The sequence below is a fragment of the Psychrilyobacter sp. genome (genome assembly GCF_037132775.1).
Lineage (GTDB): Bacteria > Fusobacteriota > Fusobacteriia > Fusobacteriales > Fusobacteriaceae > Psychrilyobacter.
Genome location: NZ_JBAHZY010000132.1, coordinates 68,396 through 93,352, shown reverse-complemented (window position 1 = coordinate 93,352; position 24,957 = coordinate 68,396). Strand labels below are relative to the sequence as shown.

Annotated in this window: 22 protein-coding genes; 20 read left to right on the top strand and 2 right to left on the bottom strand. The window is 31.4% G+C overall.

Going from position 1 to position 24,957, the window contains the following annotated elements; all coding sequences use genetic code 11:
• Window positions 1-179: 179 nt before the first annotated feature.
• On the bottom strand, window positions 180-359 hold the full coding sequence (locus tag V5784_RS09345) for a hypothetical protein (RefSeq protein WP_336888761.1): 180 nt from the start codon (window positions 357-359) through the stop codon (window positions 180-182).
• 407 nt (window positions 360-766) lie between these two features.
• Between V5784_RS09345 and V5784_RS09340 the strand changes: the two genes are divergently transcribed.
• Genes V5784_RS09340 through fdhF form a run of 4 tightly spaced genes read left to right on the top strand, consistent with a single transcriptional unit; the run spans window position 767 to window position 5,220 of the window.
• On the top strand, window positions 767-1,198 hold the full coding sequence (locus tag V5784_RS09340) for an NAD(P)H-dependent oxidoreductase subunit E (RefSeq protein ID WP_336888760.1): 432 nt from the start codon (window positions 767-769) through the stop codon (window positions 1,196-1,198).
• A gap of 30 nt (window positions 1,199-1,228) precedes the next feature.
• Complete coding sequence (locus V5784_RS09335; protein ID WP_336888759.1) at window positions 1,229-2,323, top strand: SLBB domain-containing protein; 1,095 nt, start codon at window positions 1,229-1,231, stop codon at window positions 2,321-2,323.
• Window positions 2,308-2,493, top strand: coding sequence for an NADH-ubiquinone oxidoreductase-F iron-sulfur binding region domain-containing protein (locus tag V5784_RS09330; RefSeq protein ID WP_336888766.1), 186 nt, complete (start codon window positions 2,308-2,310; stop codon window positions 2,491-2,493). Before V5784_RS09335 ends, V5784_RS09330 begins: the two co-directional genes overlap by 16 nt.
• Before the next feature lie 39 nt (window positions 2,494-2,532).
• Window positions 2,533-5,220: a formate dehydrogenase subunit alpha gene (gene fdhF / locus V5784_RS09325; RefSeq protein WP_336888765.1), complete on the top strand. Its 2,688-nt coding sequence runs from the start codon at window positions 2,533-2,535 to the stop codon at window positions 5,218-5,220.
• Between the two features lie 119 nt (window positions 5,221-5,339).
• Here fdhF and V5784_RS09320 read toward each other — a convergent pair whose 3' ends face one another.
• Window positions 5,340-6,338 carry a hypothetical protein gene (locus V5784_RS09320; RefSeq protein WP_336888758.1) on the bottom strand — a complete coding sequence of 333 codons (999 nt, stop codon included), beginning with the start codon at window positions 6,336-6,338 and terminating at the stop codon, window positions 5,340-5,342.
• Between the two features lie 389 nt (window positions 6,339-6,727).
• On the opposite strand from V5784_RS09320, the gene V5784_RS09315 reads away from it, so the two are divergent.
• The 16 genes from V5784_RS09315 to V5784_RS09240 all read left to right on the top strand — a co-directional run bounded on the left by V5784_RS09315 (window position 6,728) and on the right by V5784_RS09240 (window position 24,957).
• Window positions 6,728-7,684 (top strand): endo alpha-1,4 polygalactosaminidase, encoded by a 957-nt coding sequence (locus tag V5784_RS09315; protein ID WP_336888757.1) that lies wholly within the window; start codon window positions 6,728-6,730, stop codon window positions 7,682-7,684.
• Window positions 7,685-7,686: 2 nt separating this feature from the next.
• Window positions 7,687-8,904: a hypothetical protein gene (locus tag V5784_RS09310; protein ID WP_336888756.1), complete on the top strand. Its 1,218-nt coding sequence runs from the start codon at window positions 7,687-7,689 to the stop codon at window positions 8,902-8,904.
• Window positions 8,894-10,723, top strand: a complete 1,830-nt coding sequence (locus tag V5784_RS09305) for a DUF2194 domain-containing protein (protein WP_336888755.1) — start codon at window positions 8,894-8,896, stop codon at window positions 10,721-10,723. Before V5784_RS09310 ends, V5784_RS09305 begins: the two co-directional genes overlap by 11 nt.
• 8 nt (window positions 10,724-10,731) lie before the next feature.
• Window positions 10,732-11,685 carry a hypothetical protein gene (locus V5784_RS09300; protein ID WP_336888754.1) on the top strand — a complete coding sequence of 318 codons (954 nt, stop codon included), beginning with the start codon at window positions 10,732-10,734 and terminating at the stop codon, window positions 11,683-11,685.
• Window positions 11,686-11,689: 4 nt separating this feature from the next.
• Window positions 11,690-13,105, top strand: a complete 1,416-nt coding sequence (gene pelF / locus V5784_RS09295) for a GT4 family glycosyltransferase PelF (protein WP_336888753.1) — start codon at window positions 11,690-11,692, stop codon at window positions 13,103-13,105.
• 1 nt (window position 13,106) lies between these two features.
• On the top strand, window positions 13,107-14,648 hold the full coding sequence (pelG, locus tag V5784_RS09290) for an exopolysaccharide Pel transporter PelG (protein WP_336888752.1): 1,542 nt from the start codon (window positions 13,107-13,109) through the stop codon (window positions 14,646-14,648).
• 19 nt (window positions 14,649-14,667) lie between these two features.
• Window positions 14,668-15,657, top strand: coding sequence for a hypothetical protein (locus tag V5784_RS09285; RefSeq protein WP_336888751.1), 990 nt, complete (start codon window positions 14,668-14,670; stop codon window positions 15,655-15,657).
• A gap of 646 nt (window positions 15,658-16,303) precedes the next feature.
• Window positions 16,304-17,701 carry an anthranilate synthase component I gene (gene trpE / locus V5784_RS09280; RefSeq protein ID WP_336888750.1) on the top strand — a complete coding sequence of 466 codons (1,398 nt, stop codon included), beginning with the start codon at window positions 16,304-16,306 and terminating at the stop codon, window positions 17,699-17,701.
• Window positions 17,702-17,713: 12 nt separating this feature from the next.
• Window positions 17,714-18,286, top strand: coding sequence for an aminodeoxychorismate/anthranilate synthase component II (locus V5784_RS09275; protein WP_336888749.1), 573 nt, complete (start codon window positions 17,714-17,716; stop codon window positions 18,284-18,286).
• A complete protein-coding gene (trpD, locus tag V5784_RS09270; protein ID WP_336888748.1) occupies window positions 18,283-19,293 on the top strand; it encodes an anthranilate phosphoribosyltransferase in 1,011 nt (336 codons plus the stop codon). Before V5784_RS09275 ends, trpD begins: the two co-directional genes overlap by 4 nt.
• Window positions 19,294-19,308: 15 nt before the next feature.
• Window positions 19,309-20,088, top strand: coding sequence for an indole-3-glycerol phosphate synthase TrpC (gene trpC, locus V5784_RS09265; RefSeq protein ID WP_336888747.1), 780 nt, complete (start codon window positions 19,309-19,311; stop codon window positions 20,086-20,088).
• Window positions 20,085-20,714, top strand: coding sequence for a phosphoribosylanthranilate isomerase (locus V5784_RS09260; protein WP_336888746.1), 630 nt, complete (start codon window positions 20,085-20,087; stop codon window positions 20,712-20,714). Before trpC ends, V5784_RS09260 begins: the two co-directional genes overlap by 4 nt.
• Window positions 20,698-21,876 carry a tryptophan synthase subunit beta gene (gene trpB, locus V5784_RS09255; protein ID WP_336888745.1) on the top strand — a complete coding sequence of 393 codons (1,179 nt, stop codon included), beginning with the start codon at window positions 20,698-20,700 and terminating at the stop codon, window positions 21,874-21,876. Before V5784_RS09260 ends, trpB begins: the two co-directional genes overlap by 17 nt.
• A gap of 4 nt (window positions 21,877-21,880) precedes the next feature.
• Complete coding sequence (gene trpA, locus V5784_RS09250; protein ID WP_336888744.1) at window positions 21,881-22,654, top strand: tryptophan synthase subunit alpha; 774 nt, start codon at window positions 21,881-21,883, stop codon at window positions 22,652-22,654.
• A 341-nt stretch (window positions 22,655-22,995) separates the two neighbouring features.
• A complete protein-coding gene (aroF, locus tag V5784_RS09245; protein WP_336888764.1) occupies window positions 22,996-24,009 on the top strand; it encodes a 3-deoxy-7-phosphoheptulonate synthase in 1,014 nt (337 codons plus the stop codon).
• Between the two features lie 102 nt (window positions 24,010-24,111).
• Window positions 24,112-24,957: a prephenate dehydrogenase gene (locus tag V5784_RS09240; RefSeq protein WP_336888743.1), complete on the top strand. Its 846-nt coding sequence runs from the start codon at window positions 24,112-24,114 to the stop codon at window positions 24,955-24,957.

Sequence of the window (24,957 nt, the reverse complement as noted above, 5' to 3'; positions counted from 1 at the left end):
AACCAAGTTGTTCTTCCAGCTCTCCATCTAAAGCACTTTCAAGCATTTGTCCCATCATTTCTTTAATTAATACACTAAAATCCAAACTGGTATTAGGTGTTCTACTAAGATATTCTCTAATTAGCTCTTTTCGTGCTAATTCATCAGGGGATAAATCTTTTCTTCTTTTTCTCTTTTTCTCATAAAAAAATCTCCAAATTAATGTAATTGTAGTTTACACTAATTTGGAGGTTTACACAAAATATGAGACAGACCCTTCCCAGTACAAATATTTTCGATGATTTTGTTTTAGTTTTTTTTATAGCCATTTGCACAACAGCTTCAGCTACCTCCGTTGTGTTTAAAAAAGTTTTTGACATAATTTCCTCCGCTTAATTTTTTATCGTATTTCTTATTATAAATCAGTTCTTCCTAGTTTGATATTTTAGAATTTCAATTCCCCCCCAAATTAAGACCCCAATGAAAATAAGACTACAAGATGATAGTACTATATTTTTTAGTGTTTAGTCAATTTTTTGGTACTGCAGTACTATTTTTTTGATTTCTTTAAAATTTAAACTTAAATATTTTTAAGGCTTTTCTTATTAAAATACGATCCTTTTTTCACGGAGCATAGAAAAATATTTTTTATCAGGGCATTTGGTGTATAATTAATGCGATTCGTTTGATTTAGAAACATTTTATAAGGTGTTTTTATTTTTATATGGATGAAACAGCAGTTATATTAAGTTTATTTTTATGATTTTTTAAGGGAGGACATTTGAGTATGGATAAAACATATATAGATAACATATTATCTAATTTTAATTTTAGTAAGATAGATCTACTTCCGATTCTTACTGAAATTCAAAGACAGAATAAAGACAACTATATTTCAGATGAGGTATCTGATTATGTGGCTACAGAGTTAAAGATGCCAAAAGCTAGGGTTGATGAGGTGATTACATTTTTCTCAGCTATAAATAGTTGTAAAAAAGGAAAGAACGTTTTACAACTATGTGAAAGTACTGTCTGCGGTGTCAAGAAAAAACATCTACTAGGAGAAGCTATTCAAAAAAAATTAAATATTAAATTAGGAGAAACTACTTCTGATAATTTATTTACTTTCGAACATACTCCATGCTTTGGAGCCTGTGATATTGAACCCGCTATGAGAGTTAATGGGGTTGTTCATGGGAATCTTACGGTAAAAAGGTAATAGATCTATTGGGTCAACTTTCTGAGGGGGGTGAGGATAATAAATAATAAATTCAATATTAAGATGATAAGTGAAAACTTTGGTAGATATAAATACAATGAGGTAGATAAGTATATAGAGCTAGGTGGATTCATTGGACTTAAAGTAGCTCTTGAAAAAGGGAAGCAGCATGTTATAGATGAACTAAAAATTTCTGGACTACGTGGAAGAGGAGGAGCAGCTTTTCCTACTTGGCAAAAATGGGAAGGAGGGATCCGTGAGTTAGATGAAGAAACGTTTGTTATATGTAATGCTGACGAGGGGGAACCTGATACATTTAAAGATAGGGAACTTATAGCAAAAGATCCCTATAAAGTTATTGAAGGTCTCACTATTTCTGGATATATGAGAAGTGCTAAAACAGGAGCTATTTATTTAAGAGAAGAATATACATATATGAAACATGAGTTAGAAACAGTTCTTGAACTATCTAGAGAAAAAGGTTATTTAGGAAAAAATATACTGGGAACAGGATTTGATTTTGATATCAAAGTATTTTCAGGAGTCGGAGCCTACATTTGTGGTGAAGGGTCTGCTCTTATTGAATCTATGGAAGGGAAAGCAGGTAAACCCAGACTCAAACCACCTAGAATCGGATCGAAAGGATATCTTCAAATGCCTACACAGTTTAATAACGTTGAAAGTTTAGCAGTAGTTGCGACTATCCTTAAAATGGGAGCTTCTGAATATGCTAAATATGGATATGGCGACAGTATCGGAACTAAATTAATCAGTATTTGTGGTAATGTTAACAAACCTGGTGTATATGAAATTCCATTTGGCCTTACCCTTAGAGAGATCATCGAAAATGTAGCCGGTGGTATTGAAAATAATAAAAAAGTTAAATTTTTACAACTTGGAGGAGTTTCAGGACCCCTTGCACCAGAAAGTCTGTTGGATACTAGATATACATATGAAGATCTTTGGGATCTAGATCTTGGGATAGGATCTGGTGCTATTTTAGTCGCTGATGAAGATATGTCTGTCATAGAATATATTAAATTAGCTAACAATTTTTTTCATCATGAATCTTGTGGAAAGTGTATTCCCTGTAGAGAAGGGGTTCATGTATACAAAAAAAAATAGATAAACTTATAAATAAAACTTCGAAAAAAAGCGATATAGATTATCTTGTAGAAGTCGGAGCCATAATGACAGAAACTTCTTTCTGTGGTCTTGGTCAAACTGCGGCTACTCCTGTTTTAAAAGCTATTAAGTATTTTAAAGATGAACTATATGCAGCAACGATTGATTAATTTAAAAATTTTATGCACTGGGAGGAAAATGTGAATAACTTGGTTAAAATTACTATAAATGACAAAGAATATAACGTCCCTAAACATACAAAAGTTTTAAGGGCTTCTGAAGATATAGGTATTAAAATTCCTACTTTCTGCGACGATAAAAGATTGGTTCCAACAGGAGCTTGCAGGATGTGTGTTGTAGAAATAGGTACTGGAAGAAGATCAAAGCTTCAAACTTCATGTTCAACGGAAGTTAAAGACGGTATGATTATAAAAACAGAAATAGAAAAAGTAGCAAATGCTAGAAAAACTATATTAAAGCTTCTTTGGGCTAGTCATCTTAATGAATGTACAACCTGTGAAAAATCAGGAGAATGTAAGCTACAGGATTACTCCTATGAATATGGTGTTGATATTGATGCCATTGCGGAGACTCAGGAACATAGAGGCATCTCCATAGACAAAGATGCTAAATTTTATTCGATTGACAGTAATAAATGTATCTCTTGTGAGAAGTGTGTAAGGATTTGCAGCCAACTACAATGTAATGATGCCTTAGGTCTAAATAATAGAGGACCACATACTGTTATTGAAAAAGCTAGCTTTAACGGTGATACTAACTGTACAGAGTGTGGGGCCTGTGTTCACGCGTTCCCTGTGGGATGCCTTATGCCTAAATCTAAAGAAAAATTTAGAAATTGGCAGGTTCAAAAAACACAGACAACATGTTCATATTGTGGTGTGGGGTGTCAATTAAATTTAGTTACAAAAGATAATAAAGTTGTTAGAGTGGATCCTGTTATGGATAGCATTAATAATGGTCTTTATTGCGTTAAAGGAGTTTTTGCGTATAACTTTGTCAATCATAGAGATAGGCTTACAAATCCTTTAATAAGAAAAGATGGTAAATTAATTGAATGTTCTTGGGAAGAAGCCTATGAAGTTATTGATTTAAATAGAAAAAAAACATTAGCTGAAAAAGGTGGGTCTGGATTTGCTGCACTAGCTAGTGCTAGAACAACAAATGAAGATAACTATCTTTTCCAAAAAATGGTTAGAGTTGGATTTCAAACAAACTCTATAGATCATTGTGCCCGTCTCTGACATTCTTCTACAGTTGCAGGTCTTGCAGCTATGCTTGGTAGTGGAGCCATGACAAATCCCATAGAAGAAGTAGCAAATAACGATACTATATTTGTAATAGGAAGTAACACAACAGAAGCCCATCCTGTTATTGGAGCATCTATAAAACAAGCCCTTAGAAGGGGGGCAAAATTAATAGTAGCCGACCCCGTTAGAATTAAATTAGCTGAAATTGCAGATTGCTACCTTCAAATTCAACCGGGTTCAAACACGGCACTTTTAAATGGAATGATAAACTATATAATAGAAAATAACCTCCAGGATCAGGAGTATATAGATAAAAAAGTTAATAATTTTGAATTTTTAAAGGAAACTGTCAGGGAATATACACTGGAAAAAACAGCAAAAATATGTGGTGTAAAAGCAGAACTCATTGAAAAAGCTGCAAAGATATATGCTGCGAGCCCTGCTGCTGGTCTGTATTATGCCATGGGAATCACACAGCATTCTACAGGAGTAGATAATGTTAAATCAACTGTAAACTTAGCTTTAGCTTGTGGGAACATAGGAAAAGTTAACGCAGGTGTTAACCCTTTAAGAGGTCAAAATAATGTTCAAGGAGCTTGTGACATGGGAGCTCTTCCTAATAAATTCCCTGGTTATCAGGATGTTATTGATCCAGAGGCTATAAATAAATTCCAAGATGCTTGGGGTGCAAAGCTTAGCACAACTAATGGTATGAGATTACCTGAAATGATGGATAGAGCTGCTGACGGGAAATTAGGATTTATGTATATTGTAGGAGAAAACCCTATGGTTTCTGACCCTGATACACATCATGTGACTAAAGCATTAAAAACAGTAGATTTCTTAGTGGTCCAAGATATTTTCTTAACAGAAACAGCTGAACTTGCAGATGTTGTCTTACCGGCAACTACATTTGCTGAAAAAAATGGAACATTCACAAACACAGAAAGAAGAGTCCAAAGAGTAAGAAAAGCTATTGTTCCAATTGGAAACTCTAAACCAGACTGGGTTATATTTGCTGAACTTCTTGAAAAATTTGGAATAATTTCTAAAAATAAATATAGTAGTTCTAAAGATATATTTGAAGAATTATCATCTTTAACTCCTCAATATAACGGGATTTCATATGATAGAATTGACTCTTTAGGATTACAATGGCCTTGCCCTACAAAGGATCATCCTGGAACTAAATTTTTACATAAAGATAAGTTTATTAAAGGTGAAAAAGTAGAATTTATGCCTGTAAAATATAGAGATCCAATTGAAAAAGCAACAAAAGAATACCCGATTATAATGACAACAGGAAGAATATTGGAGCATTATCACACTAGAACTATGACTATGAGAACGGATGAGATAGATAAGGAATTTAACTCTAGTTGGTTAAATCTTTCTCTTGAACTCGCTAAGGAATTAGAAATAAAAGATAGTGATAAGATTGTTGTTAGATCTCCTAGAGGAAAGATATTTACTGTGGCCAAAATCTCTGACACTGTTTCTGGAAAAACAGTATTTATGCCATTTCACTTTGGAAATGGAGCTAATGTATTAACAAATGGAGGAGCCTTAGACCCTGTATGTAGTATCCCTGAATTAAAAGTTACTGCTATAAATATCTCTAAAGCTTAGGTTTATAAAATTTCTTTGGTGTCTAAAAATCCAGATTTTTAAATTAAGTGCAAGGCTTCAAAAATAGCAAAACTAGATATAAATATTAAAAGATAAGGCACTCTAAAGAGTGCCTTTTTTTACCATCTATATGTGATTCCTGCTACTCCTTTGGCATAGAAACCGCTGTCATCAAAGCCACTTGAATATTTTACTATTGATATGGGAGTCACTCCTAATTTAGCAAAAAAACGAAAGGAGTCATCTAATTTTTTATTATATCTCAGATGTGGGAAGACATTAAATTCTATCTTATCTGTCCTGTCAGTTCCATTAAAGAAATTTTCACTCTCAAAAAAAACGTCGGTAATAAATGCAAAATCATGAGAAAGTTCATATGTCCAAGATGTTGTAGAAGCAAAATTTAACATGTAGGAGTTGGTATAGTTTCCATAACTTCGGAGTTCATTGGTGAGGGTATTAGCAGTTTGGAATCCATATCCCCAATTGGTAAAGGTATCCACTATAAAATTTAATCTATACCCATTATCTTCTATAGAACTTAAAACTCCACCGCCATTGGTAGTGAGACTCAGGTAACTTCCTCCCAATCCAATATTATCAAAGTTTGTAGACATCCTATAAGTAAGAAATATATCGGTAACCTTTTCATCAAAAAGATCATACTCTAAATCTCCACCATCGGAATAAGTGGTTCCAAATCCCCATGATCTAGACCATCTATGTCCAACCCAATCAACCTTTTCTAAGTGATTCCTGAATAAAAAATCTATTTCCCATCCATCGTAGTCTTTATCGCCAATATTTTCTTGCTGATAGGTAACAAAGTTTTTTTCTACACTATATTCTAAATCCCAAGTTTTTGAAAGGTAGATATATCCTTGGCCTAAGTTCCAATAAATTTTAGAATAATCATTATACTGTCTGAGATCAATATAAGTTGAATAAAGGTTTAGTTTATTGGTAGGTTTTGAAAAATTCAAGATGTTTTCATACCTCATATTTGTTTTGTAAGTAAGGTCCTTTCGTATGATGTTAAAATCATAAAATTTATTTCCTTTTTCCTGAGACAGTGTAAATTGTGAAATTAAAAATGAAAGGAAAATTAGTTTTTTCATGGTTATTCCTCCTAAAAAATATAGTTCTCTGAATTGTATAAATAACTTGATTTGTATAAATTTATTTCTTATACTATTAGGATAGAATATATATTTTTCTAACAAGTCTAGTAATTAAATTTAAAATACGAAAAAGAATAAACTTAAATAATAGATTTATGTCATCTAAATAAATATTATACATGCTATAGAAATATATTACCACAGATTAATTAACAAATATATAGATAGATTATAATTTGAGGTGTTTGCATAAACATAAATTATATAATATACTTTAAGTATTCACATAGTGTAGTTAAGTATAGTAAAAATAAAAAAACAACAATGTTAATATATTTTATATTTAAAATAAAAAATAATTATAGAAAAAAATAAGAGAGGAGAGTATGATAAGAATTTTATATACTTATCCATACAAAAATGACATGAAAAACTTAATATTTTTGATCAGTTTTATAATGATAGGCATTAATTCACTTGGGATAGATGAAAAAGCAGAGATGAAAAACTTAATATTAAAGATAAGAGATGAAAGTCCGAAAAATTTTATTATAATTCCACAGAATGGAACAAATATTTATTTTCAGAAAAAAGGCGAGGTAGACAAAGAACTGCTAGGAGCTGTAGATGGAATAACTCAAGAATCATTATTTTATGGTTATCCTAAATATGGTGAGAAGACACCTTATGAGGGGAAAAAAAGCCTTTTAAAAAATTTAAAGATATTAAAAAGCTTAGATAAGGTGATAATGACTGTAAATTATACAAATAGCAACTATGGGAAATGGAGGAGTAAAAATTTGGCAGAGGATAATAGTTTTTTAAATTATTGTCCAAAGGATCGCGAAGTTACTGAAATAGTTGAAGATGTATTTGGAAAAAATACAGAAGATATAACTTCCCTTTCTCATGCAAAAAATTTTTTATATCTTTTGAATCCAGAAAAATTTAGACATAGGGCTAAATATATAGATGTATTATCTAAAACAACATATGATGTTTTAATAATTGATCTATATTTTAAAGGAATTGAATTGACTAAAGATGACCTAGACAAACTAAGAGTGAAACCTCAAGGGGGAAGAAGGTTGATTATAGGTTATTTTAGCGTCGGAGAAGCGGAGGAATATAGGGAATATTGGAAGGAAGAATGGGATAAAAAACTACCAGAATGGATTTTATATGAAAATAAAAATTGGGGTGGGAACTATATCGTTAAATACTGGTCGAAAGAGTGGAGGGGGATAATAGAGGAAATGCTAATAAAGTATATAGATACAGGGTTTGACGGGGTATTTTTAGATACAATAGATACCTATGAAAGTTTTGGGAAGGAGGAGTAAGTATGGAAAAAAGAAGAAAAAATATTATATTTTTTTTAGAAAATATTTTTTATTTTACTTTAATAGTTGTTTTATTTAGAAATATATTGGGATATCAGCAACAATTTTTAGAATTTAATATACATCCCCTATTGATCTTAGCAGGAATAATGGCATATAGATATGGTGTACATCTAGGGATACTTAGTGCAACAATGGCAACAATGACTTATATCTATGTATATTTAGATTTAGGTCATGATATTGTAGTATTTTTTTATGATTTTAAATATTATAAATTTCTTTTGATGTTCTACATCTTATCTTTTATATTAGGAAGGATAAAGGATAATCAAAATGAAAAAATAAGAGATTTAAATCAAGAAATTGCCATCACACATAAAAACTATAAAATCTTGTATGATAATAATACCAAATTAATATATCTAAACAATCGTATGAAAGGTCATATTATAAAATCTGAAGAAAGTATTATAGCTCTTCATGGAATAGCGAATACTCTGGATATTTTAGATGTAGAAGAAATTATCACCAACCTAATAGGTGTTTTTAAAACGTATATAAATGCAGAGGTTTTATCTCTATATGATGTTAATAGTTCAAAAAAATATATGAGGCTGAAGGTAGCAGTAGGAGAAAATAGAAAACTACCTAGTTCTATAGAAATATCTAAATATCCAAATTTTGAAAAGGTAATAAGGGATAAAAAGTATGGGAAGAGAGATGGAGAGGACTTGGACGTCCCTGTATTTTGTGCACCAATTTTAAATAATGGGAAAGTAATAGCTATATTAAATATTGAGAGATTATCCTACGAAGCCTATACTACTTACACAGAGAAACTTTTTGAAATATTAGTATCTTGGACTAGTAAATCTATTTCTAATGCCATGTCTTATAGTGAAAAAATAAGGGATGAAATATACTATGAAAAAACTTTAATTATGCGAGAAAAATTCTTTGAAAAAAGATTGGAGGAGGAGAAAAAAAGAGCAGAGATGTTTGAGTTGTCCCATGTATTGGTTGAATTTAAAGTATTAGTAAAAGATTTGAAAGAGATAGAATTGAATATAAGGAATGTGGACAAAGCAGGATATTCAGAAGTGAAAAAACTTTTATATATTATTTTTCCTGCAACTCAATTGAAAAATATAGGATTGTTAAAATCTAAAATACTAGAGAGAAATCTAGGTGTTTTGGAGGAGTATCATGAAGATTAAATATTTAGTATTGTTAATGCTGATTTTGGGGTTGAGTTTACAATTTTTTAGGGTAAATAAATTAAATGAAATGGTAGATATAAAACCGGGATATAAATATAAAGAAATAACATATTCAGATTCAAAAGATATTCCTAATGGAGAATTAGAACATCTGGTTTTGATCTCTCATATAGATTCAGATACTCAAAGGGAAATATATACAAATATAAAAGAAGTTTTCGGCTATGCAAAAATATCTTATGATCTAAACTATTTAAATAAATTAAAAAAAGGAGAAATTTACAATTACGAAAGTATAATTATAGCGACTGATGATTATAAATATTTGAAAAAAGATATATATGAAGAGATAAAAGATTATGTAGCTCATGGTGGAAATTTAATTATTTTGATAAATTCCTATTTTAATCCATTTAATAAAATTGCAGGAATTGAAAAATTAAAAGGATTTATAGAGGGAAGTGGTCTTAAATTTAAGAAGAATATCTTTCCGGGGATATATGAGACAAAAATAGTAGGAGAAGAAGCAAAAAACATAACTAATTCTCTGTTGGATATTAACTTAAAAAAAGATGTCGATATAATAGCTGAAACTTTTGAGGGATATCCGCTAATTTTTGAAAGAGAGGTAGGGAAGGGAAGAGTAGTTTATTCCAATGCAACTTTTTTTGGAGATAGATCTGTTAATGGCATTTTAATACAATTGATCTCCTATGTAAATAGTGTTTTTCTACAAAATATCGTAAATACCAAGGTAGTGGATATAGACGATTTCCCATCTCCTCTACCTTATGGAAACAATGAATTAATTTTCTCTAAATATAAAGTGAACACAAGAAATTTTTTTCGTGAAGTATGGTGGCCAGATATGAAGAAAATAGCAATAGATGAAAATCTTATCTATACAGGATATATCATCGGAACCTACAAGGATATAACAGAAGCAAAAAAATTTAATAGATTAGATGAAACTGGTACTCAAGATAAGATATATTTTGGGAGAGAATTACTTACTTTAAATGGAGAAATAGGAATCCATGGGTATAATCATCAACCCTTGGGATTGAGAGAGGAATTAAATCATAATTATAATTATAAAAACTGGGAGACAGAGGAGGATATGGCTAGAAGTATTATAAAAATAAGAGAGAATCTAAAGGAAATGTATGGTGGTTTAGAAGCTAAGGTATATGTGCCTCCTTCAAATATGATAGGAGCTACAGGAAAGAGAGTATTGAAAGAGAATCTTCCTTCCTTAGAAGTACTTTCTGGAATTTACAGTGGGGCTAAAGAAAAAGGGGTTTTGATAACTCATATAGGATGGGATAAAGATGAGCCAAGTTTATATAATTTTCCAAGATTTAGTTCGGGAGTTATATATGACAGGGTGATGATGTTTGATATGTATAAAGGAATAGCTCTTTATGGGATTTTCCATCATTTTATCCATCCGGATGATATTTTGGATGAAGAGAGGGGACAGGGTAAAAATTGGGAAGAGTTAAAAAAAGACCTATCTTTATATTTTGAAAATGTTAATGAAAAATTTGGTTTTTTAAGAGCTCAGACAGCTTATGATGGTTATAGGGAAGTTCTCAAATTGGATAAACTTAAAGTTCATGTATTTAAAAAAGAAAAACGTATAGATGTTTATTTTGAAAATTTTCCAGGGACAACATATCATTACCTTAGATTAAGAGATAAAAAAGTAAAAGAGGTAATAGGAGGAAAGATCCAGTGGATCAGTTATGATGAAAATAGTACCCTTTATTTATTGGAAGCGAATGAAAATAAGATATCGATCATATTAAAGTAGGTGAGAAGATGTATAAATTAACAATATTATTATTGACAATATTTGAAGCAAGGATAACCTATATGGCTTTTTATTTGGAAAGTTTAAAATTTTCTTATTTTTTAATCCTGCATAGTTTGGTAGTTCTTGTTTTATTTTTTTATTATCAATATAAGAAAAAAGATGCTTCTATATATAATGGATTAACTGTTGCAATTCCCTTTGCAGGTATATTTCTTTACTTGATGAACATAATTTTTTTAAAAGAAAAAGATTTTAATATAGTAGAGGAAGTTTTTGATTTTGAAAAATATTTAGATGAAAAATTTTTTTTAAAAGATATAAATTTAAGGGAAGAATTAAAATTAATAAGCGCTATAGATACTATGAGTGTTGAAGGTGAAAAAGAGAAGAAAGAATTTATAACAAAATTTAAACCTCAAGATATAAAAATAAAAGTAAAAATATTAAGGAAAGGCTTAGTGGATAAAGATATAGAGGTAGTGCATTATTCAGCAGTTGAGTTTAATCAGTTATCTGAAAAATTTGATAAACAATTGAGAGCGTATAAAATAAAATATAAAAAGTCAAAAGAGGAAAAAGATTTTGATGACTTGATTATATTTTATGAAAATTATTTGAAAAATGATATATTAGTGGGGGAAATTTTAAATATACATAGAGAAATGTATATAGATATCTTAGAAAAAAGAATAGAGGTAGACAAGAGGTTAAAAAACTATATAAGGCTTTTAAATATGTATTTAGTTACAAAAAAATATGATAAGGTAGAAAAAGAGTGTAAAAAACTTTTACTGGCAAGAGAGAGTAACTTTGAAATATATATAATTTTGACAAAATTGTACTATGAGAGTAAGAACTTGAAAGGGCTGAAGGAGATCAATCAAAGATATAAAGAAGAAGAAATTACGATGACAGAGGAAGTGCAAAATATATTTGAAATATGTGGAATAAAGGGGTAAATAAATGAAGAGACAGGTGATATGTATAATAGCAGAAGGCAGTTATCCCTATGTAGTTGGAGGAGTGTCTAGTTGGATTCACCAATTGATAGATGGACATCCAGAAAAAGATTTTAAGATATTGTCTATTTTACCAAGTGAAAAAGAAGAGAATAAAATAAGATATCAACTATCTAAAAATTTATTGGAAGTTCGGACCATATATCTTGCGGATATATATGAACATAGGGTAGATAAAAAAAAATTTATGAAATATGATGAGGAAGAGACGGATATAATATCTAGGTTTATAAATATGGAATTATCCGCTGATACAAAAAAAGCATTAGAACTCCTCAGTGATAGGGAAAAAAGCAGTGTTTTTGATTTTACAACAAGTAATTTTTTTTGGGGTAAGATATGTCGTAAATATAAAGAAGAATACTCAGAAAAAGAATTTAATAACTTCTATTGGTCATATAAATCAGTTTTTATGTTTTTGATGAATATTTTACAAAATGAGATCCCAGAAGCTGATCTATATCATTCAGTTTCAACTGGATATGCAGGAGTAGTAGGGGTATTAGCCAAAATTAAATATGATAAACCACATTATTTAACGGAACATGGAATATATGCAAGGGAAAGAGAGGAAGATGTAATAAAATCTCATTGGGTGGAAGATGATTTTAAAAAAATATGGATAGATTATTTTTATTTCTTGTCAAAAATTGCATATAAATATTCCGATAAGATAATTTCTCTTTTTAAATATAATAATGATCTGCAAATATCATTTGGAGCACCGAAAGATAAAACCTTTGTAATTTCTAATGGTGTAGATATAGATCGTTTTTCTGCGATAAAAAAAGAAAAAACTGAAAAGTTTATTATTGGTTCGATTTTAAGGATAGTTCCGATAAAAGATGTAAAGATGATGATAAAAACTTTTAAAATTGTTACAAATACTATAGAAAATTCAGAGTTATATCTTATAGGTCCATATGAAGAAGATCCAGATTATTATGAGGAATGTAAGGAATTAATTGATGATTTAAAATTAAATTCTCAGATAATTTTTACTGGGAAAGTGGATGTAATGGATTATTTGGGTAGATTAGATATTTTTTTACTCACATCGATATCAGAAGGACAGCCATTGTCAATTTTAGAAGCTATGTCAGCTAAAATTCCTATTATAGCAACGGATGTGGGAGATTGCAGAGGTGTGTTAATGGGCCATAAAGAAATAGGAAATGCAGGTATAATAGTTCCTCCAACGTCTTATATGGCAATGGCTGCAGAGATTACAAACCTTTATGAAAATAAATCTAGATTAAAGTTACTGGGAGAGAGAGGCTACGAAATAGTAAAAAAATATTATCGATCAGATAAATTTTTAAATATATATACTAAACTATATGAGGAAGGGTGGGATTGATATGGCTGGAATAGGTTTTGAGCTAAGAAAATTATTCTATGATGATGATTCTTTTACGGGATATATAAAAGCTATAACATTTTCTACTTTTATCTCGGTAGGACCATTTGTAGCAATGATACTTACTATTAATATATTAAATTTGATGTCAAAACTAGTTTTTGATGATCCTTTAGAACAATCATTATTTATCACAACTTTGGTATATAGTTTTATATTTTCGCAGTTGATTAGTATTCCATTTCAATTTTTTGTGACTAGATATATATCTGATAGGTTTTATGAAAAGGAATATAAAAAGGTTAGACCATCATTTGTAGGTATCGGTAAAATAATAATATTACTATCACTGGCTTTAGGAATAATGTTTTTTTGGAGGAAGGATCTACCACTATATTACAAATATATATCAATAGGGATACTCATAACTTTGTCATTATTATGGACCATTACAACTTATATAAGTATACTAAAAGATTATGTGTACATATCAAAGATATATTTTTATTCGAGTATTTTATCTATGATGGTGTTTTTTATTACTACTAAATATCCAATTATGTTTTCTGAACATAGAGTAGCGGGGAATATGTTGGTTTCCTTTTTTATAGGAATCTTATTTTCACTACACATGTTAACAAACTATTTTTTTAGTACATTCAAGGAAGGAGAGGGAGGGGAATACGAATTTTTAGGGTATTTAAAAAATTATTCTAGTCTACTGTTTACAGGTCTATTTTATATTTTAGGGACTTGGATTCATGTAATTATATATTGGTTCTCTCCATGGGCTATAGAGATAGGATACGGCTATAGAACGACATTACATTATGAGAATGCTGTATTTTATTCATTTTTACTCACGATACCTAGTATTGTATTTTTTGTAGTATTTATAGAAACAAGGTTTTTTGATATATATCAAAAATATTATGCTCTTACTCTTAAAAATGGAACTTTAGAGGAAATTGAAAAAGAGAGAAAAAACATGCGTAGAAAGCTGCATAAAGAAATATCTTATGCTTTAGAAATACAAATTTTTATTACAGTAACAGCAATTTTATTTTTGAGATATTTTATTATATATCACGGAGTATCTACAGAATTAATAGAGATATTTAAAGTTGTTTCTTTTGGGGCAGTGGGAAATGTGTATATTATAATAATGATTTCTATTTTCTTTTATTTCAATGCATTAAAGAGTGCTTTAAAGGTCACGGGCTTGTTTTGTTTATTAAATACAACGCTTACTTTAATATTTATAAATTTTGGGAAGGAATACATAGGATTAGGATTTTTCTTAGGATCTGTAATATCGGTATTATATGCACTGCAACTTTTTGATGAAATTATAGATGGATTGAATTACACAACTTTTTATTCTCAGAATTTTGCACTAAAACATAGAGGTAGATCATTATCAAAAATAATAGGTAAGATGAATCGTGGGATCAATTTGAAATGGAGGGAGAGATACCTTAAAATAGGTTTATTAATGTCGATTTTTATATTGGTAATCTCTAGTTATCAGGTTTTAAAATAAATTTTGGAAGTGGGAACTTATGAAATATAAAATAGCCATAGTAATAAGTATAATAATATTTATGGTTGGATGTAGTAGTTATGATGAAAAAGGATTTAATCCAGCCACAAAACGTAACTGGCATTCTATGGGATATACAGATAAAGAGGGTTATAATATAAGTGGATACAGTGGTGAGGGATACGATCGAGAAGGATATGACAAATATGGTTATGATATAGAAAATTATGATAAGAAAGGGTTTAATGACTTTGGATATAATCGAGAAGGAGATGATAGAGAGGGATATAGAAAAGATGGCTGGAATGATGAGGGGTGGAATAAGGAAGGGTTGAATAAAGAGACCGGAAGTAAATATGATAAATACGGGTGGTCTAGAGGTTATAAAAATAAAAAAACGAAAACGACCTATGATGAATATGGATGGTCATATTTTGGAAAAAATAAAAAGACAAGGACAAAATATGATGAAAAAGGATATACAATAGGTGGAATAAATAAGAGAACAGAGACTAAATATAATATTTATGGATGGTCTCGTGGGGAAATAAATGAAAAAACAAAAACGGCCTATGATGTGGATGGGTATAATATTTATGGATACACAATAGATGGTTATAATAAATATGGATATAGCAAAGGTGGTTATGATAAAAAAGGGTATTTTAGAGATGGTTATGACAAATATGGTTATGATAAGGAAAATTACGATAGATATGGCTGGAATGATGATAAAGAAAATAAGTATACTAAAGGGATCTATGATGGAAAAGGGAGAACTTTTGATAAGTTTTACAGTAAAAGAAAGAGACCGGTAATATTAACTAATTATACTGATATATATATATATGGCTATGATGAAAATGGATATGATCGTCAAGGCTATAATCGTCAAGGTTACGATAACCAAGGGTATGACAAATATGGATATACCGAGGCAGGGTTAGATAAAGAAGGGTTTAATAGAAAAAAATTATATATGGGTGAGATAGTGAAAGAGGGAAAATAAGAGAGGAAGTTAAGAAAATTTTTTCTCTTATTCTCCTCCTAAGGTGCCTCTAAAAAGTTCCCCTTGTAATTACACCTCTACAATCGAAATACAGCAAACTATAAAGCCTTAAAAGCATTGGTATTATTAGGGTTGGTAGCGTGTTTTTAAAAAATTATCAGAGTGATAAAAAACGTCTCTTAAAGAAACAACTAGTCTCACTATGAGACGTTTTAAGGTTATAAATAGAGGTTAAATCACTAAAAATTACAGTGTTTTACCTTCTCTCAATGTAGATAATAGAAATCTTACTTTAAACATATGTTTTAAAATAAAACCCCCTTTTTTCATAAAAAAAAATTGACAAAATAAAGATTAAATTATATAGTGAGTATAATGAAATTTAAAGAGGAGATAGAGATGATTAGATTTACTTGGTGGTGGAAAAGTGATAACTCAACAAATAAAATAGCTTTAACACGTGGACCAGGTTTAGGTAATAAATTGATCTATTAATTTTTATATATAAAATTAACAGCCTGTTCACTATGAGCAGGTTTTTTTGTTACATTTTTTTAAGAGAAAAGCCTATTCGTAATGAGTAGGCTTTTCTCTTAAAAAAATTTATAGGTGAATAAGGTGAAAAAGTTAAAACAGGAGGAATAAGGTGGAAAATAAAAAACAGATGAAAGTTTATACAAAGGTAGTAGCAGGAGATACTGAAACACCGATTACAGTCTTTAAAAAATATGTAGGAGATAGAATAGGCTTACTCCTAGAAAGTAGGGACAATGAAAAAGGCAGATATTCATTTATAGCTAAGAATCCATTTAGAAGACTAAAAAGTTTTGGAGATGAATATGACTTAGATGGTGAAAAGATAAAAAAAGATGGAAAAAAATTTATGGAAATTGTAGAGGGTTATATGAAAGAGTATTCTTTGGAGGATCCTGGTAGCGTATACATTGGAGGAGCTTATGGGACTATAGGGTATGATATGGTCAGAGAATATGAAAATTTATTAGATGAAAATATAGATAATATAGGAACACCAGACTCAGATTTGATGTTTTTTAAAGAAGGGATTATATTTGATCATTTTCACCAACATCTTATACTTACAGTAATAGAGACACCGAGCAAAGAAGGGGGATTAAAAGCAAAAGCTAAATTTATGGAGATGGAAAAAAAATTAGAAGAGAGAATAGATATGAAATTAGCTTCTAAAAAAGAGGGGGGAGCTGAAGTAGAGTTAAAAGGGAATGTAACAAAGGAAGAATTTATGAAAAATGTAGAAAAAGCACAAAAATATATCTATGAAGGGGATATATTCCAAGTAGTATTGTCACAGAGGTGGGAGATGGAAACAAAGGAAAAATCATTTGATCTATACAGAAAATTGAGGATTACAAATCCATCTCCGTATTTATTTTATATAAATTTTGGAGATTATCAAATAGCTGGAAGTTCCCCAGAGATGCTAGTGGAAGTAAAGGAAAATAAAATATACACCTGCCCTATAGCAGGGACAAGAAAAAGAGGTTTGACTTTAGAAGAAGATAAAATTTTGGCAGAAGATTTGATTAGTGATGAAAAAGAGGTGGCTGAACATGTCATGTTAGTAGATCTAGCCCGTAATGATGTAGGGAAAGTTTCTAAGATAGATAGTGTCAAGGTAACTCAGTTTATGAAGGTACAAAATTATTCCCATGTTATGCATTTGGTTTCTTTAGTTGAAGGGGAGAAAAACGAAAACGAAACTAACTTTTCTGTACTCTCTTCTATCTTGCCAGCTGGGACATTATCAGGAGCTCCAAAAGTAAGAGCTATGGAAATCATAGAGGAATTAGAAAAAGATAGAAGGGGAATATATGGAGGAGCAGTGGGGTATTTTTCTTACAGTGGAAATATGGATACCTGCATAGCCATTAGAACTATGGTTCTAAAAAATGAAAAGGTATATTTACAGGCAGGGGCAGGAATCACAGGGGACTCTATCCCAGAAAATGAATATGAGGAATGTAGAAATAAGATAGGAGCTATGGTCGCGGCACTTAACAGATAATAAGGAGGATTTATGATAATTTTAATAGATAATTACGATTCATTTACCTACAATCTATATCAGTATTTAGGAAGATTTGATAAAGATATAAAGGTTTTTAGAAACGATGAGATAAGTGTGGAGGAGATAGACAGGTTGAATCCAGATAAGATAGTGATCTCTCCAGGGCCTAAGACTCCTAAAGAAGCAGGAATATGTATAGAACTTATAGAAAAATTGTATAAAAAATATCCGATTCTAGGTATATGTCTGGGACACCAAGCTATGGGAGAAGCATTTGGTGGAACTGTATCCTATGCCAAGGAGGTATTTCACGGGAAAGCTTCTAAGATCATTCATTCTAAAGATGGGATATTTAGTGGAATAACTCAAAATACACAGGTAGCAAGGTATCATTCGCTGGCTATTATAGAGGAGACATTAAATAAAGAGCTAGAAATAATAGCAAGAACTGATGATGGAGAAATAATGGCTGTGAGACATAATAAATACAAGATAGTAGGATTACAATTTCATCCTGAATCTATTTATACCCCTGAAGGGATGAAGATGATAGAAAATTTTGTTGTAGGAGGACTTGCATGATTAAAATTATTGATAGATTAATTAATGGTGAAAATCTTACAGAATCTCAGATGAGTTATGCTATGGAAGAAATAATGGATGGAAGAGTAGAAGAGGTAAAGATAGCTAGCTTTTTGACAGCTCTAAGGATAAAGGGTGAAACTGCCGAAGAAATAAGTGGTGGAGCTAAGGTCATGAGGGACAAAGCTATGAAAATAGATTTAAGAGATAGATATACTGTGGATACCTGTGGGACAGGGGGAGATGGTGCAGATACATATAATATCTCTACAGCCTCAGCATTTGTAGTAGCAGCTGGAGGAGTAGCAGTAGTAAAACATGGAAATAGATCGGTGTCTAGTCAGTCTGGAAGTGCAGATGTATTGGAAACTTTGGGTGTAAATATAAATATGAGTTCCGAGAAAGTAAAAGAATGTATAGAAAAAATAAACTTAGGATTCTTATATGCTCCGACCTTTCATAATTCTATGAAATATGCGGCACCGGTTAGAAAAAAATTAGGGTTTAGAACAATATTTAATCTGCTAGGACCTCTGACAAATCCTGCTAAAGCAAGTGGACAGGTGCTCGGAGTATTTCATGAAAAATTAACCGAACTTATGGCAGAAGCCATGAAAAAATTAGGAACTAAACATGTACTTGTTGTTCATGGAATGGATGGAATGGATGAGATAACAGTAACCAATAAAACTAAAATAAGTGAACTAAAAGATGGGGTAATTAACACCTACTATGTAGAACCAGAAGATTTTGGAATCAAAAGAAGTACTGAAAAGGAACTTAGAGGTGGGACTCCTAAAGAAAATGCCGAGATAATAAAGGGTATTTTTAAAGGAGAAATAAAAGGTGCTAAAAAAGATATATTACTTTTAAATAGTGGGGCAGCCTTGTATGTAGGGAAAAAAGTGTCGTCTATCAAAGAAGGAGTGGAGATGGCTAGAGAGATAATTGAAAGTGGAAAAGCCCTTGTTAAATTAGATGAACTAATAGAAATGACAAATAGATAAAAAGGCAGGTGAGATATGATCTTAGAGAGGATAGTAGAAAAAAAGAAGGCGAGGCTAAAGGAGTTAAATCTAGATGTAAAACTATTAAAGGGAAAAGCTGAAAGGTCAGAATATAGACCTAGTTTTATAGAGGCACTTCAAAAAGAAGGCTTGTCTATAATTGGAGAGGTGAAAAAAGCCTCCCCATCTAAGGGAGTGATAAAAGAAAATTTTGATCCATTAAAACTAGCTATAGAATATGAAAATTGTGTAGATGCAATATCTGTACTGACAGAGGAAGATTTCTTTTTAGGAAAGCCAGAATATTTGAAAGAAATAACAAATAAAATAGGGATTCCTGCCTTGAGGAAAGACTTTATAATAGATGAAGTTCAAATTTATGAAGCAAAAACATTAGGTGCTTCAGCAATACTCCTAATAGTGGCAATATTAGATGGAAAAACATTAAAAAGATTTATAAAAATAGCTGAAAGCCTAGGCTTGGATGCCTTGATAGAGGTGCATACAAAAGAGGAAGTTGAGGTAGCACTTAGGCTAGGAGCTGTGATAATAGGAATAAATAATAGAGATTTAAAAACCTTTGAGGTGAATTTGGATACAACTATAGAGCTCGCAAAATTGATCCCAAAAGATAAAGTGATCGTGTCTGAGAGTGGGATAAAAGATGAAATGGATATAGAAAAATTAAAAGGAGCTGAGATAGATGCAGTTTTAATTGGTGAAGTTTTCATGAGATGTGATGATATGGGAGCATTGGCAAGAAAATTTAAGGGTGCAGCAGGGGTAAAAATATGACAGAAATAAAAATATGTGGATTACAAAGAGTTGAAGATATAGAGATGGTAAATAAAAATTTACCTAATTATGTGGGATTTATATTTGCTGAGAGTAAAAGAAAAATCACTCAAGAGAAAGCTAAAGAATTAATAGATAAACTGGATAAGAGAATAAAAACTGTAGGAGTGTTTGTAAACAAAAAGGAAGGAGAAGTAAAAGAAATAGGGAAATATTGTGGACTCGATATCCTGCAATTTCATGGGGAAGAAACAGCAGAATATTGTGATCGATTTAGAGGTGACTATGAAATTTGGAAGGCATTTTCAGTAAAAGAAAGAGGTATAGAAAAAAAACTTCTAGAATATAAAGAACAGACAGATCTATGTCTTTTGGATGCCTATAATAAAAAGGTCCGAGGTGGAAGTGGCGAGATTTTTAATTGGGATTTAATCGAAGGAATAAGTGAAAGATACAAGGTTGCTTTAGCTGGTGGAATAACGTCTGAAAATATATTAGAAGCTGTAGAAAAAGTAAGACCTTATGTTATAGATCTCAGTTCAGGTTTGGAAACAGATGGATTTAAAGATGAAGAGAAAATAGAAGAAGTTATTAAAAAAATTAAAAGAGGTGGGAAGAATGGATAGAAAATTTGGGAAGTTTGGTGGTCAATATGTAGCCGAAACATTGATGAACCCATTAAAAACTTTAGAATTAGCTTATGAAGAGGCAAAAAATGATCCAGAATTTATGAAGGAATATAGATACTATTTGAAAGAATATGTCGGTCGTGAAACACCACTATTTTATGCTGAAAAGTTGACTAAAAAATTAGGTGGTGCAAAGATATATTTAAAAAGGGAAGATCTAAATCATACTGGAGCTCACAAGATAAATAATGTATTGGGGCAAATATTATTGGCTAAGAGGATGGGAAAAAAGAAGGTGATTGCTGAAACTGGTGCAGGACAACATGGGGTAGCGACAGCTACAGGAGCAGCATTGTTCGGGATGGAATGTGAAGTTTTTATGGGTGTAGAAGATATAGAAAGGCAAAAAATAAATGTTTTTAAGATGGAACTATTAGGAGCGAAGGTGACAGGTGTATCATCTGGAACAGGAACCTTAAAAGATGCAACCAATGAAGCCATAAGAAAATGGGTACAGAGGGTAGAAGATACATTTTATGTGATAGGGTCAGTAGTTGGACCCCATCCATATCCAACTATGGTAAGGGATTTTCAAAAGATAATAGGAGAGGAAACTAAATCACAGATAATAAAAGCTGAAGGAAGATTACCAGATGCAATAATTGCCTGTGTAGGTGGAGGATCCAATGCCATGGGGATGTTTTACGATTTTATAAAAGATGAAAAAGTGGCACTCTATGGAGTAGAAGCAGCTGGATATGGAATAGGAACAGGGCAGCATGCAGCAGCATTTTGTGGTAGTGTAGGAGTGATACACGGGATGAAAACATATATGCTCTGTGATAGAGATGGAAATATAACTCCAGCACATTCTATATCAGCAGGGTTAGACTATCCAGGTGTAGGACCAGAACATGCCCATCTACACGATATAAAAAGAGTGAAATATGAATCGGTGACAGATGATGAAGCTTTGGAAGGATTTAAATTATTAACATTGCAAGAAGGAATAATGCCGGCATTAGAAAGTTCTCACGCCGTAGCTTATGCAGTGAAATTAGCACCTAAGATGAAAAAAAATCAGATATTAGTAATAAATATATCAGGACGTGGGGATAAAGATATCCATACAGTAGCGAAATATTTGAGGAGGAAATAAAACTATGAATAGGATAGAGAAAAAATTTAAAGAGTTAGGAGATAAAAAAGCATTAATTACATATATAACTGCTGGAGATCCAAGTTTAGATCAGACAGAGCAGCTCATCTATGCTATGGAAAGGGGTGGAGCTGATATAGTAGAACTCGGGATACCATACTCAGATCCTATAGCTGATGGGCCTATTATCCAAGCAGCTGACCAGAGATCTTTAGATAATGGTACTAATTTGTTTGAGATATTTGAAGTGGTTAAAAATGCCAGAGAAAAAACAGAAATTCCATTGGTCTTTTTAATATATTTCAATACTATCTTGAGCCAAGGAATAGAAAAATTCATAAAAAAATGTGAAGAAACAGGGGTAGACGGACTCATAATACCAGATCTTCCTTTGGAGGAAAGAGGAGAAATTAGTGAATTTATAAAAGGAAGTGGTGTGGATTTAATACCCTTAGTTGCTCCTAATTCCAAAGAAAGATTGGGAGACATAATTAATTGTGGAGGGGGTGGATTTGTCTATTGTATCTCATCCTTTGGTGTAACTGGGGCAAGAAATAACTTTGATGTGGACTTAAAAAGTTATTTAGAAGAAGTAAGAACAGTAACAGATCTACCATTAGCAATTGGATTTGGAATTTCTAGCAGGGAACATGTAGAAGAGATACATAGGATAGCAGATGGAGCTATAGTTGGATCAGCAATTGTAAAAATAGTACACGAAACTAAGGGTGATATAAAAATTATAGAAGATAAAGTTAGAGAATTAAAAGGAAGTTGAAGTCTCAGAAGGGTATAGAATATAGAGCTGTAATAAAAATAAATAAAAAAGTTTGACAAAGGGATACAATAGGAGTATTATTATATCAAATAAATTTTAGGAGGTAAATCAGATGGTAATGAAGGGCTTTAGATATTGGTATGAATTGAAAAGCAACCAAATTTCATAACCAACAGGTTTATTAAACTTAAGACAATTTGTCAAAATAAATTTTTTAATTGTAGACCTATATTTTAAATATAGGTCTTTTTGTTAGAAAAATTGTGAACCTGTTCTATTTGGAGCAGGTTCTTTATTTTATATAAGATAACCAAAATATAGATACATTAGGAGGAAATATGATGATAATTAAATTAAAAAAAGGTGCTACAAATGACCAAGTGGATCACATTGTAAAAGTATTTGAAAATCTTGGGATGGAAATAAAGGATATCTCAGGAAGAGAATATGGAGTTTTAGGAATAGTAGGAGATACATCAAAATTGAGTGTAAGAGATATGGAAGCACTAGAAGGAGTAGAGAAGGTGACTAGAATACAAGAACCATTCAAAAAAGCCAATAGAAAGATGCAAGAGGAATGTACAATAATAGATGTAAATGGGATAAAAATCGGTGGTGGAAATTTTACTATCATGTCTGGACCTTGTTCGGTAGAGTCAAGGGATCAAATCTTGGAAGTTGCAAGATCGGTAAAAAAATCAGGAGCTCAAATCATGCGTGGAGGAGCATATAAGCCAAGAACTTCTCCATATGCTTTCCAAGGGATGGAGTTGGAAGGATTAGAACTATTAAAGGAAGCGAGGGAAGAAACTGGCATGCCAATAGTAACTGAAATTATGTCGGTAGATCTAGTGGGGAAATTTGTGAAAGATGTGGATATAATCCAAGTAGGAGCTAGAAATATGCAAAACTTTGATCTGTTGAAGGCACTTGGAAAGATAGATAAGCCAATTTTATTAAAAAGAGGCTTATCGGCTACCATCGAAGAGTGGTTAATGTCTGCTGAATATATAATGGCAGGAGGAAATGAAAAAGTAATCCTATGTGAAAGAGGGATTAGAACATATGAGAAATACACAAGAAACACATTGGATCTAAGTGCAGTCTTAGCGGTAAAGAAATTGAGTCATCTTCCAGTAATTGTAGATCCGAGTCATGCTACAGGGAAAAGATGGATGGTAAAAAAATTAGCCATGGCAGCAGCAGCAGTAGGAGCCGATGGACTGATGATAGAGGTACACAATGATCCTGAAAATGCCCTATGTGATGGAGCACAATCACTTAGACCAGAGCAATTTGAAGATCTAGTAGTGGATGTAAAGAAAATATTAGAGGTAGTAGGGAAGAAGATGTAGTGAATGTATAAGATACTCCAGGGTATTTATTCTTTTATCAAATATTAAAGTTTAACTGTGATAGATCATAAAATTATAAATTTAAGGAAAGGAGTTTTCATTATGAAGCAGAAAAAAACATTAAGCATAGTAGGCTTAGGACTTATAGGTGGGTGTTATGCCAAAACATTGAGAGATGAATTTGATACGATCTACGGGATCGATCTAGATGAAAAAGCCCTCTCCTATGCAGAATCTGAAGATATAATAGATAGGGGATTTGTAGATCCTAAAACCCCTCTATCTGAAAGTGACCTAGTAGTAATTTGTCTCTATCCCAATCTAGCAGAAGAATTTATAGAGAAAAATAAAGGTAACTTTAAACCTAATGCTGTTATTACAGATGCAGTAGGAGTGAAGGGAGATATGATAGATAGAATAATAGAAAAACTTCCATCAGACATAGATTTTGTAGGAGCTCATCCTATGGCAGGAAGGGAAGTGCAGGGAGTGTGGAATTCCAGTGAAAAAATATTTAGTGGAGCGAATTTTATAATAACTCCTCACCCTATGAATAAGGAGAAAAATTTAGATCTCATAGAAAAATTAGCATATAAGATGGGATTTAAGAATGTTTCACGGGTGACACCTAAAAAACATGATGAAATAATATCCTTTACCAGTCAATTAACCCATGCTATAGCAGTTGCCTTAGTTAACTCAGATGAGAAAAATTTTGATACAAATATATTCATAGGTGATTCATATAGGGATCTTACCCGTATAGCTATGATAAATGAAGATCTATGGGATAAATTATTTATGGGTAACAGGGAAAATCTTATGAAAAAGATAGAAAAATTTGAGAAGAGTTTAGATATAATAAAAAATTCTTTAAAAGAAGGAGATAGTGAATCCCTTAAAGAAGAGTTTAGAAAATCTACCGTGAGGAGAAAGGAGATATCTTAA